A 12775-nucleotide genomic window follows, 5' to 3' on the forward strand; every position below is an offset into this window, starting at 1 on the left:
CCCTATCAAGCAATTCCACAGGTAATTACAATTCAGCATTTGGACAAGGTACATTAATAGCAAATTCAACGGGAAGTTATAATGCAGGTTTTGGAAATGGTGGACTATTGTTGAACACTTCAGGAAATGAAAATACGGCAATTGGTCATGATGCATTAAGTCAAAATAAAGCTAATAGTCGGTCAACTGCTGTAGGTTCAAATGCAATGTTGAATGCAGACAATAGAACAACAGGTATAATCACTAATAACACTGCGGTAGGATCTGAAGCCTTGAAAGGAAGTGCAACACCTGCTAATAATATAGGAACGGGAAATACTGCGATAGGAAGCGAGTCTATGATGGCAAATACAAGTGGAAGCGGAAATGTTGCAACTGGTTATGCTGCCCTTTCAAGCAATTCCACAGGTAATTACAATTCAGCATTTGGACAAGGTACATTAATATCAAATTCAACTGGAAGTTATAATTCAGGGTTTGGAAATGGAGGATTATTATTGAACACAACAGGAAATGACAATACTGCAATTGGACATGATGCCTTAAACCAAAATAGAGCAAACAGTCGATCAACAGCTGTTGGATCTAACGCAATGTTTAACGCTGATAATAGAACTACAGGCCAAGAGACATATAACACTGCTGTTGGTTTTAATTCTTTAAAAGGAAGTGCTACGCCTGCAAACAATACAGGACGCTTTAATACAGCAGTAGGAGACGAAGCCTTAATGGGAATAACATCAGGAAACTCAAATTCGGCAGTCGGTAGTAGGGCATTGCAAGTAAACAGTTCAGGACAATACAATGTAGCTATGGGACAAGATGCATTGGGTTTAAATACGACAGGTTTTGATAATACTGCCCTGGGTTATCAAGCTTTGAGTGGAAATGTTGGAGGCCAAAGAAGCACCGCAGTGGGTCGATTAGCAATGCAACTGATGAACAACAGTGCCGCCATCTCTGGTAACACAGCCGTAGGAAACGAAGCCCTAAGAGGAAGTGTTGTTTACGGTAACAATACCGGAACAAACAATACTGCTATTGGTCATGAAGCCGGAATGAATAACTCTACAGGAGGTGAAAATACAAGTGGTGGGTCTGGTTCATTGAAATTAAATCAAACAGGTAGCTTTAACACCGCTTTTGGTAAGTCTGCATTGGCGGTTTCTAATACCAATGACAATGCCGCTTTTGGCTCAGATGCACTAAAATCTAATTCCACAGGAGAAGGAAATAGTTCATTTGGTCGTAGAAGTCTTGAGAATTCAACTGGATCTTCAAATACTGCCTTTGGTCACACGGCTGGTAATCTCCTAGTTGCTGGAGACAGAAATACTTTTTTAGGAACGGGTGCTGGTTTTTTTCAGACATCTGGTTCAAATAATATAGCAATTGGAAATAACGCACAAGTTCCGTCAGCTACTGGAAGCAATCAGATAAAAATAGGTGATGATCTAATAACTGATGCTTATGTTAAAGTTGCATGGACAATAACCTCAGACAAAAGATGGAAAGAAAACATCCAAACCAGCCCACTTGGCCTAGATTTTATCAAAGATGTTACACCAGTGCTTTATCATAGAATAGGCAATGAAAAAAAAGAGCAAGAATTTGGTGTTATTGCCCAAGATTTGGAACAAGTATTGGCTAAATATGGCTATTCAGAGACCGACTTGGGTCTTCTCTCAAAAGATGACAAAGGATTCTATTCCGTGCGTTACAATGACTTAATAGCTCCAATGATTAAAGCTATGCAAGAACAGCAAGAAATGATAGAAAATCTAAAAAAAGAAAATGCTGAATTAATATCAAATAATTCTAAAATAGAGAACCAAATCACCGGTATTTTAGCAAGATTGAACCACATTGATGGTCTATCAAAAGTAAAAACTTCTCCTAGTGAAGTAGGAAAGTAATATTAAACTAGCTTTTAATTAAACCACCTGAATATCTCGGGTGGTTTTTCTATTTTCTCTTCAGGCTAAAAAATATAAGTATCTCCTTGACTAAGTTTCAAAATTATTTTCAATATTTGAAAATGGACGGTTCTTTCGTTTCATAATAAGAATAAGCCATTGAAAAACCTTTCAAATACCAAATAATTGAAAAAACTATTATTTACATTTTTAGCAATTTCCCTGTTTACATCTTGTAAAAAGAAGGAGGTCGAATCTGAAATTTCAACGCCAAGTATTGAAAAACCTAAAGGGATATTTTCAAGTGCTGGAAGTACCTCCAACGTCGTCTTAAGTCATCCAGAGGTTAGGGGCGTATTGATAAGATCGTTTTGGAAAGACATTGAAACTAGCGAAGGAAGTTTCGATTTTTCATCGATTGATAAACAAATCGATGCAATCAAAGCAAAAGGAAAAAAATATTCATTATCGATACTTGCTGGGGGAATTGGTAGCCCCGATTGGCTAATCTCGCAAAAAAAAGCACCCTTTTTTGATTATAATTTTAGAGGCTTACCCTATAAACTTCCCTTGATTTGGGACAATTCAGTTCAGGAATATTTAGGAAAATTAGCCGACAAATTGGGTGAAAAATACAATAATGATGCTTCTTTATTATTGGTATACATTCCCCAAATGACCGCAAATGGAGTTGAAGGCCATCTAAATGGATTTAACCAAAGTGCTTTCGCTGCGGCAGGATATACTGAAACAAAATGGATTGACGCATCCCTTAAAAATGCCAAGAAATTTGCAAATGCGTTTTCAAAAAAGGCATTGGCAATTGAAGTTCACGAATTGTTTTACTCTTCTATTCCTGCCTCCGCCATCATCACAGATCTTTGGAACGACAAAAGCCTTAACCATAGGGTTGGTGCAGCAATGTGGTGGATATCAGGCAATACTACCTATCAGACAAACTTAATTACAGTTTTGGAAAATTACCCTGGCGACATTTATTGCCAAGTTATAGCTAGGTCCGACAATACTTCGAGTTTTCCGAACGGAGATTACACAAAAGTTTTTGAGCAAGCTAAACGTATAAAAGCAAGATACATAGAGCCATGGGACTATGAATTTAACATCAGCAATTGGGACAACACATTTCGTGATTTTAATCTTTATGCTGATGAATTAAAGAAATATTGAAAGAAAAAACCGATTGGCAGTTCTTTCCTAAAAAACAATTGCTTTGAAAAAAACTAGTTGAAAAAAGAAAAAACTGGTTTGATCTAAATAATCTGCATTTGAAAATTTAAAGAAAAAAAAGATAATAAATTGAGATATAAAGGCAGAAAAATGTAACCAATTAAGTTTCATTTGATAGTTGAAAGTTATCACTTCAATCCATGACAAATATCGTTGCAAAAATCAATTTTCGAAAGTACAATTATTAAAGATTTAGATGAGCGTTGATAAAAGTATTTGCAAAATAACTCAACCTGCTTTCTGTCTTGGCTAATTCCATTTGCTGTTTAATCTATAAATAAAAACAAGGTGGAGAGCATAATTGGCATTTGTTCATTACTAAGTCAACAGTTACCGTTAGAGGTGCAATTTTATTGATAACCATCTATTTCGGTAATTATTTTTTTAGGAATCACTATATTTTGGTATTCTGTCAACTTCTATAATGAATGAAACTTAATTATTGTCAACTACAATATGAATCTAGTGTCTAAAAAAGAGAAAATAAAAGGAAAATAAAATTAGTTAGCCGAAACTCGGGTCAAAGAACATAAATGCACCTTAAGCATACAAATAAAATCCCTACCCAATTTAAAGAAATCCCAAATTAAATTAGACAAAAATTGCGAAACCAAGATTTCTAAATATATTTGCAACCGATTAGTTTCATAAATTAATAAAAGACAAAATGAGAAGAGATATTTTCCAAGCAATTGCAGACCCTACACGAAGAGCAATTATTGCACTTATTGCCTTGCAGGCTATGACACCTAATGCTATAGCGGAAAATTTCCAGACGACACGACAGGCGGTTTCAAAACACTTGCGGATATTGACAGAGTGCCAATTGGTAAAACAAGAGCAACAAGGAAGAGAAATTTTCTACTCACTTGAGATAGACAAAATGAAAGAAATAGACGATTGGTTGGCTCAATATAGGAATATTTGGGAGACAAGATTTAATCAATTGGATCAATTATTATCAAACCTAAAAAAATGAAAAAATGAAAAACGATTTACTTTTTGACTTTATAGTGGACAAACCAGCCAAAACGGTATTTATAACGAGAGAATTTGCAGCGGACCTTTCGAATGTATGGGATGCATTTACAAAAGCCGAATTGCTCGACCAATGGGTAGCCCCAAAACCTTTTATTTCCAGAACAAAATACATGAATTTTGAAGTTGGCGGAAAAAGGTTTTATGTGATGGTAAGCCCCGAAGGAATAGAGCGTTGGGCAATCCAAGAATACACCTCCATCACGCCAAAGACCAATTTTAAGATGTATAATGCTTTTGCTGATGCAGACGAAAACCCTCAATTGCCAGGTTCTGATTGGGATTACAATTTCAGTGAACAAAATGGCATAACAAAAGTGAATATTACTATATTTAATGAATCTTTTGAACGTATGGAAAGCATACTTGAAGGCTTCCAAATAGGATTTACAATGTCTTTGACAAACTTGGATAACCTATTAGAAACTTTGTAAAAATCTTCTATAAAAGGCATTACATGGGCATAATTTATTAGTATAATGATATTAAAAAGGGTGATTTTAGACTTCGCAATGAAATAAATCTATGAGCATTTCTGATCAAATCAAAGATTATATTTATAGCCAAACAGAACCCAAACGCAGCGAAATGCAAGAGCTGAATGACCTCATTCTGCAAATAATGCCAGACTGTAAACTTTGGTTTTTAGATGGAAAAGACGAAAAAGGTAAAATTGTTTCTAATCCAAATATTGGCTTTGGAAAATACACCATAAAATATGCAAATGGAAGCACAAAAGAATTTTATCAAATTGGATTGAGTGCAAATACTACTGGTATTTCGGTCTATATAATGGGTATTTCAGATAAAACGTATTTGGCCCAAACCTTTGGCGAAAAATTAGGCAAAGTGAGTGTGAGTGGATATTGCATAAGGTTCAAAACGCTCAAAGATATTAATATAGAAGTACTTAAAGATGCTATCAAATATGGGTTTGGGGATAGAACATAATAATTTTCGAAATTAAAAAGTATTGAATCTAAAATGTAGAAAAAAAACTTTTCATTTTATACCATTCTTATACAAATACCCCAGACCCATATTTGATATTAATCTGCAGTTATTTTTGAAAGCCTAAATATGATTTTTATAATTTAAGCACTCAAAATATTAAAAAAGCAGATATTTTTCTATATTTGCAACATTGTTTCATTTAGCAAATTGAAAAAAGATAAAAACGTAAAATTCGGGGCACTTTTTCTGTTGGTGGTATATTTTGCCAACCTTGTGCCTTCTTTCTTTTTGCACCATCATGATGAGGAAATTGTAAGCTACAACGAAGCCACATCATGTGAAAAATCAATCTTCTACAGCTATTCCAACGAAAAATGTGACCATAAAACGCACCTAAACAAAAGCCAAAAGAGTTGCCTATTATGCGACTATCACTTTAGCAGTCCTCACTTTTTAGAATTTAGCTTTTATAAATTCCTAAATTACTCTTTTAAAAATACACATTCGTCTTTAGCAAAAGACTACAGTTTTGAGACCTTCTCTTTAGTTTCAAACAGGGGCCCTCCTACTGCCTGATTTTTTTATAAAATTATTTTAATCTTTTGTGGCTTTTTCCCACTTAGGATTCGGTATTTCTAAAATTTAAAAAATCAAAAAAATGGGAGCAAAAAATACAATTGCCATCGTTTTTTTTGGGCTTATAACTCTAAATAGTTTGGCTCAAAATACTATTAGTGGTAGCATTAAAGACACTAAAACTAACGAAATATTGGCAGGAGCCAATGTTTACATATCAGACTTAAAACTAGGTGTTTCTACAAATAATGAGGGTTTCTTTAAAATCGAAAATATTAAACCTGGGAGTTATCTTTTTGAAATCAGTTATTTAGGCTATAATAATTTTGTACAAAAAATATATATTTCAAAAGATACTATTTTAAATATCTCATTAAACTCCTCTGTATCAGAACTCAACGAAGTTGTTGTGACGGCAGTTACTCGCAGCACAGAGCTTAAGCGAAGTCCTGTTATCATCAAAGCAATAGACAAAAACGCTTTGAATCAAAACAGTTCTACTAATCTAATTGATGCCTTAAAAAATGTACCTGGTGTAAACCAGATAACGACAGGAGCCTCAATTTCAAAACCCATCATCCGAGGATTAGGCTATAACAGGGTTATAACGTTGTACAACGGCATACGCCAGGAAGGACAACAATGGGGTGATGAACACGGCATAGAAATAGACGAATATGACATTGACCGAATAGAAATCGTGAAAGGCCCAGGGAGTTTAATGTATGGCTCAGATGGAATAGCTGGCGTTTTAAATTTTCTATCACCAAAAGCACCCTATTTAGACGAAACAAAATCGCAATTGGTGACCAATTACCAATCCAATAATAACCTTATCGGCTATTCATTTTCGAATTCGGGGAATAAAAAAGGCTTCCAATGGATGGGAAGATTTAGCAATAAATATGCTGGAAACTACCAAAACAAGTATGATGGTAAAGTTTATAACTCAGGTTTTAAAGAATATGATGGCAGTTTGTTTTTAGGCATAAACAAAAACTGGGGTCATTCTCATCTAAATTTAAGTACTTATAACAATACCTTAAATCTTGTAGAAGGCGAAAGAGACGATGATGGCAACTTTCTGTTTATTACACCTGATGGAAATGAGCAAGTTGCTACAAAAAATGATTTAAAAGGTTATAAAATTGGTTTCCCGCATCAAGAAGTCAATCATTTGAGAGCTTCTCTAAACAACTATTTTATACTAAAAAAAGGCACATTAAATGCCGACTTTGCCTTTCAAAATAACCAACGGAAGGAATTTGGAGAGGCCACAAATCCCAAAGATATTGAACTGTTTTTTTTCTTGAATACCTTCAACTACAACTTAAGATACAATTTTTCTGAGAAAAACGGTTGGGAAACTTCATTTGGAATAGGTGGAATGTATCAAACCAATCAAAATAAGGGTTTAGAAGTTTTAATTCCGGAATATGGAATGTTTGATGCCGGTGCCTTTTTGTTTACGCAAAAAACCTTTGAGAAAAAACTTACCCTTTCAGGCGGGATACGTTTTGACAATAGAACCATGAACTCCAAACAGCTAATATTGGACGAAAATGGGGAACCTACAAACCTCCAAAACCCAAATAATGAAGTAAAATTTAATGCATTTAAACAAAACTACAATGGTATTTCTGGAAGTTTGGGCCTCGCCTATTTAATTGATAAAACTTCTACTTTAAAATTCAATATTTCTCGTGGTTTCAGAGCTCCAACTATTGCCGAGTTAGCCTCAAATGGAAGGCATGAAGGTACTTTTAGATATGAAATTGGAAACCAAAATCTGAAATCTGAAATCAGTCAGCAGATAGATATCGCTTATTTTTATAATTCCGATCATTTAACATTTGAGCTTACACCTTTCGCCAATTTTATCTCCAACTATATTTACTCTGAAAAAATGAAGGATGAAAATGGCAATGACATAATTCCCGATCCAAGCGATCCTGCTCCTGGTTTTAAGTTTGTTCAAGGTAATGCGAGGCTATTAGGCGGAGAAATATACTTGGACGTTCACCCGCACCCATTAGATTGGTTACATATCGGCAATTCGTTTTCTTTTGTACAGGCCACTCAAGCAAATCAAACAGATAGTACCAAATATTTGCCATTTATTCCTGCCCCAAAATACCGTGGAGAACTTAAAGCTCAATTCAAAAAAACTGGAAAAGCACTATCTAATGCTTATATGAAGTTTAGCTTGGACCACTATTTTATGCAAAATAAAGTTTTCAGTGCTTATGAAACTGAAACCGCAACACCTTCTTACACATTATTAGGTTTAGGCATGGGTGGAGATGTGAAAGGCTTTAATAGGAAAGATTTCATGAGTATATTTATTAGTGCAGATAATCTAACCGACGTAGCTTATCAAAGCCATTTAAGTAGATTAAAATATGCTCCAGAAAATCCACTAACAGGCAGAATGGGGGTATTTAATATGGGCAGAAATATCAGTTTAAAAATGATTTTTAATTTATAGAGAAATTTTTCAAAAGCTCTTTTTGTGCCGTTTTGATCAAAAAAAAGCCTGAATCTGTTTTATTTCAACGGGATTCAGGCTTTTTAATATTTAATTTTCAATCGCATCAGAAATTCTCTCAATTTTCTTTTGGACTTTATTTTGAAATTCCTTCCAATCTTTTTTAGTATCAGATTTCAACTCTTCAAGGTCTTTTTTAAGATCATCTCTTTCTCTTTCCAAGTCTTCTTTTGTTTCTTTAATAGACTTATCCAATTTCTCAGCGGTTGGATCTACTTTTTCTTGATCAAACTTATCTATCTTGTATTGAAGTTTATCTATAGCCATTTCAATCTCTGATTTAAGTTCTTCCGTTTTATCATCCATTTTATCTACAGCCACTTCCATTTTATCTTGAGCCTCATCTATTTTATCTTCCGCATTTTCTTGTGTTTTTTCACTACAGGCAGTAATCGAAACGAAACCCAAAAATGCTAATAAAACAATTCTTATCTTTTTCATATTTGCTGTCTTTTTAAGTTTTAATAATTAGTTTCCCTTCTTCTTATCAATAACGCTACCTGTTACTGCACCTGCTCCAGCACCTAACAAACCTCCCACTACCGCACCTCTTCCTCTGTGTTTTTTATCAACGATGGCTCCAGTTACTGCTCCCGTTCCGGCACCTATTATAGCTCCTTTAGTAGTAGCATTCATTTTCTTTTTCGATGCTCCCTCATACCCTTGAGTTGGAGCTGATGAACTATAAGTTTTACCATTTTCGTCAGTTACTGTATTTACTTGTGTATAGGTTTCCTTTTGAATGATATAAACGGTATCTTTTACAGCAAGGCTGTCTTCAGACATTCCTAATTTACCATCTGTGCTCGGGTTACATGCCATTGCAAAAATCCCCAATCCTATTGTCAAAATAATGCTATTCTTGTTTTTCATTTTTTTATTATTTTTAGTTTACATGTATTTGCATAAAAATCTAATTCCTTATGTTTTTTTGGAAAATAAGTGTAGAATATGTAGAATTTATTTCCCAAGTTGTGTCTTTTGGCAATACTTCAAAAAAAAAACGGGCAAAATGCCCGTTTCAATCAATCAAAGAATCGTTTCTTTTTTCTAAAACCACCTGTAATCAATGAAATCACAAATAATATTAAGAATAAATAAAATAGAATCTTAGCTATTTCAGTAGCTCCTGCCGCCAATCCCCCGAATCCAAAGATACCGGCAATAATGGCTATGACGAAAAATGAAAGTGCCCAACGTAACATAATATTTAAGATTTAGTGAGAAATATATTTATACAACCCTTAAATTCAACCACATATAAAAATGTGCTTAAAATCGATGGATTTTAAAAAGCAAATCCAGCGGTAATCATAAATGCATTAGACTTACCTGCAAATTGACTCTTAGTCTGAGCATCTTTATAATTTACATTGAAAACATCATTTACATTACCTTCGTATTTCATATCCAATCTGATTTTGCTAATATCAAAACCTACACCAAATTGATATCCGAGAAACGCATTTCTGTATTTTTCGTTACTTGCCAGGCCGATTTGTTGCATAAATGTTTCGTCTTTGTTAATTAAAAATGTAGCCATGGGTCCTGCATTTATTCTTAGCACATCCCCTACTTTTACACCTAAAAGGACTGGTATATCAAAATAAGTTTGTTTAAAATTATGTTCAATCCCCAAAACATCATAGGCTTTTCCACCTTTGGTACTTACCATTAGTTCTGGCTGTAAGTATATTTTATTACCAAACTTGGTAAATATACCTCCCGTAAAACCAGTAACCCTTGAAGCGTTTGGATCCCAAAAACTTTTATCGCTACCTCCTCCTTCACCTCTTATTTGGGATAAGTTTAGTCCACCCTTTAGACCTATTTCAAAATTTTGTGCCTGAGATACCCCCGTTGCTATAACTAAAAGCATTAGAACTGTTATTAACTTTTTCATTTTAATGTATTTTTTGTTTAAAAATTTATTTTAAGCTTAACGATGTTTCTTTTTTTGCTGACTTTTTAAGATTATTATCAGCTACAATTGCCAATTCTACTCTACGATTTTTTTCTTGACCTTCCTCGCTATCATTGCTATAGGCGGGGTTACTTTCTCCATATCCTTTCACGACTAACCTGCTGCTTTTCACGTTGTAAGCATTTAATAAACTTGAAACTGCCTTGGCTCTTCTTTCTGATAATTTCAAGTTATAAGCTTCCGTTCCTATGTTGTCTGTGTATCCAGCAACCAAAATGTCCGTATTGGGATATTCTATTAAAGTATTTGCAAGATCTTGAATGCTTTTTTTAGATTCTGACGACAGCTCAGAGGAGTTAAAAGCGAACAAAATGCCAGACTTCATGGTGACTTTAATGCCTTCTTCTATTCTTTCTACTTCAGCTATGTTACCTAGCTTATCCTCTAATTCTTTTGCCTGCTTATCCATGTATTTACCTATAATAGCACCTGCAACGCCACCCACAGCAGAACCAACTATAGCATATACCGCAGGATTTTTAGATTTAGAACCAATAGCCGCACCAGCTGCCGCACCAGTTCCAATTCCAATCGCTGCACCTTTCTGCTCTCTTGTAAGTTTTTTTAAAGTACTACAACTTGAACTAATTAAAACCAAAGCCAAAAGACCTATGGTTGTTTTCTTGATTATTTTAGTATTCATTTTATTAAAATTTATATGTAACAGCATACTTAAAATATCTTTCCACATCCCAGAAAAATATATAAAAATCTAATTATCAGTACATTAATGAAACTAATTACGAAAAACAGAATACTCAACATGAGGTAATAAATCCCCAAATTCCCCATACAGTGGAGTGTATTTAAATTGAAAAGCCAGATAGATTAAACTTTTAAGAATTTTATAACTAAAAAAAGAAGGAACGGTATTTTAAACGCTACTAATAAAAAATAACAATATGGAAAATAAAAAAACGATCTTAATTCTTGCAGGAATTGCCGGATTTGTAACTGGCATATTATTCTCGCCAAATAAAGGAATAGTAAATAGACTAAAAGTAAAAAAAGGAATCAATAAATTGTCAGACAGTGCTTTGAAAACAATTGAAAAACTTCAGGAAGAAATTAATTGATTAGTGAAAACTCGCGGTATTTGATAAACATTAACGGCATAATATTCCCCAAATTTCCCCAAAAATGTTTCATTTAAGGTTGGAATACATTTTTTACAACCTAATTGAAATTAGTTTATTAATATCAAAATTTACAATTATGAAAAATTCAGTTAAAACAATTGCGGGAATAGCAGCGGCGGCTGCCGTAGGAGCAGCATTAGGAATAGCATATGCCCCAGCGAAGGGTTCAGAAACAAGAAAGAAAATTAAAGGTACGATAGGTGACGCTGCAGGTTCTTTAAAATCATCAGCCAACAAAATGAAAAGTCAAGTAGTCGACAAATCTATTGATCTTTATGAAAAAGGAAAAAATGGATTAAACCAAATAGCTGACAAAACCCAAGCCGAAGCGAAGAAAATTGGGATTGTTTAAAATATTTAGAAATGAGAGGCTGCCAATTAGGTAGCTTCTTTTTTTTCATACTAACAAAAAATACAACAATGAGTAGTTCAGAAAACAATACATTCAGCGAAAATATTGGTGAATATTTAGAATTGCAAAAGGAAAAACTAATATTGAATCTAGCTGATCGAAGTTCAAAAATAATGGCCAATTTGGCGGTAAGAATAGCATATTTGATTAGTGCGATTTTTTTTGTATTTTTTCTTAGTCTTGGTGTTGCTCTACTATTAAATAATTGGCTGAACAGCTCTTTTCTTGGTTTTTTAATAGTCTCTATAATATTTCTTTTCTCTTTTGTTTTGCTTTTAAATAGAGGAAAAAATCTCTTCCGCTTTTTCTTTGAATGGATTCTTCTTAATATCATTTACGACGAAAACACTTAGATATCCAAGTACTAGAATTATTATAGTTTTAGTTGACTACAATTCCTTTAAAGTTTCAAAAACTTGTTTGATTAAAACCTGAAATTATTCTTAAAAAACAATTTATAAATTAAAAATATCGACATGGGAAAGTTTAAGAATTTTGAAGAATACAATTCGCACAAAACGATACTTGAAGAAAAACTGATAGACGTTGAGAACCATATCGGCCATCTTAAAACGGAGTTATTGTAGGATTTACTTCCAAAGAACGTATTAAGTTTTGTAGGAAAAAAAACCAACTTGATAGCACCTTCTGGAGCTAAATATTTAATAAGTCAACTTTCCAATAACCTTATTAGCAAATATCCACATCCAGTTATTAAGTATTTACTACCAGTGGCAACTACCGGAATTATAAATATCGCAACAAGCAAAAACACGAAAAAAAAGACTTTGGGTTTGTTCTACAAAACCTTTAAATGGATCAAAAATCAGACAGAAATCAGCTCAGAAGAAGAATTAATATTGATAAAATCAAAATTAGAATCATCTGTTGAAAATGGATTATCAACTATTTTAGAGAGGCCATTATTGAATATTTCCGAAAAAAATAAAGATTAAATAC

General features: G+C 33.6%; 16 protein-coding genes. 11 read left to right on the top strand and 5 right to left on the bottom strand.

Features of this window, described 5'->3' with window-relative positions; translation table 11 throughout:
- The 7 genes from EGI22_RS13370 to EGI22_RS13400 all read left to right on the top strand — a co-directional run.
- Window positions 1-1916, top strand: a 1916-nt coding sequence (locus EGI22_RS13370) for a tail fiber domain-containing protein (protein WP_255068964.1), incomplete at its 5' end; no start/stop codon positions are given.
- A 186-nt stretch (window positions 1917-2102) separates the two neighbouring features.
- Window positions 2103-3104 carry a beta-galactosidase gene (locus EGI22_RS13375; RefSeq protein ID WP_255068965.1) on the top strand — a complete coding sequence of 334 codons (1002 nt, stop codon included), beginning with the start codon at window positions 2103-2105 and terminating at the stop codon, window positions 3102-3104.
- A gap of 727 nt (window positions 3105-3831) precedes the next feature.
- Complete coding sequence (locus EGI22_RS13380; protein WP_255068966.1) at window positions 3832-4143, top strand: helix-turn-helix transcriptional regulator; 312 nt, start codon at window positions 3832-3834, stop codon at window positions 4141-4143.
- A 4-nt stretch (window positions 4144-4147) separates the two neighbouring features.
- Window positions 4148-4636 (top strand): SRPBCC domain-containing protein, encoded by a 489-nt coding sequence (locus EGI22_RS13385; RefSeq protein ID WP_255068967.1) that lies wholly within the window; start codon window positions 4148-4150, stop codon window positions 4634-4636.
- Window positions 4637-4727: 91 nt separating this feature from the next.
- Window positions 4728-5153, top strand: a complete 426-nt coding sequence (locus EGI22_RS13390) for a DUF1801 domain-containing protein (protein ID WP_255068968.1) — start codon at window positions 4728-4730, stop codon at window positions 5151-5153.
- Window positions 5154-5363: 210 nt separating this feature from the next.
- Entirely contained in the window at window positions 5364-5732 is a 369-nt protein-coding gene (locus EGI22_RS13395) for a hypothetical protein (RefSeq protein ID WP_255068969.1), read from the top strand.
- Between the two features lie 82 nt (window positions 5733-5814).
- Window positions 5815-8220, top strand: a complete 2406-nt coding sequence (locus EGI22_RS13400) for a TonB-dependent receptor (protein ID WP_255068970.1) — start codon at window positions 5815-5817, stop codon at window positions 8218-8220.
- Window positions 8221-8310: 90 nt separating this feature from the next.
- Here EGI22_RS13400 and EGI22_RS13405 read toward each other — a convergent pair whose 3' ends face one another.
- The 5 genes from EGI22_RS13405 to EGI22_RS13425 all read right to left on the bottom strand — a co-directional run bounded on the left by EGI22_RS13405 (window position 8311) and on the right by EGI22_RS13425 (window position 10907).
- Window positions 8311-8721 (bottom strand): Atg14 domain-containing protein, encoded by a 411-nt coding sequence (locus EGI22_RS13405; RefSeq protein ID WP_255068971.1) that lies wholly within the window; start codon window positions 8719-8721, stop codon window positions 8311-8313.
- Between the two features lie 27 nt (window positions 8722-8748).
- Entirely contained in the window at window positions 8749-9153 is a 405-nt protein-coding gene (locus EGI22_RS13410; protein WP_255068972.1) for a YMGG-like glycine zipper-containing protein, read from the bottom strand.
- 152 nt (window positions 9154-9305) lie between these two features.
- Complete coding sequence (locus tag EGI22_RS13415) at window positions 9306-9485, bottom strand: DUF1328 domain-containing protein (protein ID WP_255068973.1); 180 nt, start codon at window positions 9483-9485, stop codon at window positions 9306-9308.
- A gap of 83 nt (window positions 9486-9568) precedes the next feature.
- Window positions 9569-10183, bottom strand: coding sequence for a porin family protein (locus EGI22_RS13420; protein WP_255068974.1), 615 nt, complete (start codon window positions 10181-10183; stop codon window positions 9569-9571).
- Window positions 10184-10208: 25 nt separating this feature from the next.
- A complete protein-coding gene (locus EGI22_RS13425) occupies window positions 10209-10907 on the bottom strand; it encodes an OmpA family protein (RefSeq protein WP_255068975.1) in 699 nt (232 codons plus the stop codon).
- Window positions 10908-11166: 259 nt separating this feature from the next.
- Here EGI22_RS13425 and EGI22_RS13430 point away from each other — a divergent pair, with 259 nt between their 5' ends.
- The 4 genes from EGI22_RS13430 (at window position 11167) to EGI22_RS13445 (ending at window position 12771) form a co-directional block, all read left to right on the top strand.
- A complete protein-coding gene (locus EGI22_RS13430; protein ID WP_255068976.1) occupies window positions 11167-11340 on the top strand; it encodes a YtxH domain-containing protein in 174 nt (57 codons plus the stop codon).
- A 139-nt stretch (window positions 11341-11479) separates the two neighbouring features.
- Window positions 11480-11755 (top strand): YtxH domain-containing protein, encoded by a 276-nt coding sequence (locus tag EGI22_RS13435; RefSeq protein ID WP_255068977.1) that lies wholly within the window; start codon window positions 11480-11482, stop codon window positions 11753-11755.
- 68 nt (window positions 11756-11823) lie between these two features.
- Complete coding sequence (locus tag EGI22_RS13440; RefSeq protein ID WP_255068978.1) at window positions 11824-12168, top strand: hypothetical protein; 345 nt, start codon at window positions 11824-11826, stop codon at window positions 12166-12168.
- Between the two features lie 282 nt (window positions 12169-12450).
- Window positions 12451-12771, top strand: coding sequence for a hypothetical protein (locus tag EGI22_RS13445; RefSeq protein WP_255068979.1), 321 nt, complete (start codon window positions 12451-12453; stop codon window positions 12769-12771).
- Window positions 12772-12775: the final 4 nt, after the last annotated feature.

Origin of the sequence: Lacihabitans sp. LS3-19 (assembly GCF_024343575.1) — a bacterium.
In the GTDB taxonomy this organism is placed as follows: Bacteria; Bacteroidota; Bacteroidia; order Cytophagales; family Spirosomataceae; genus Leadbetterella.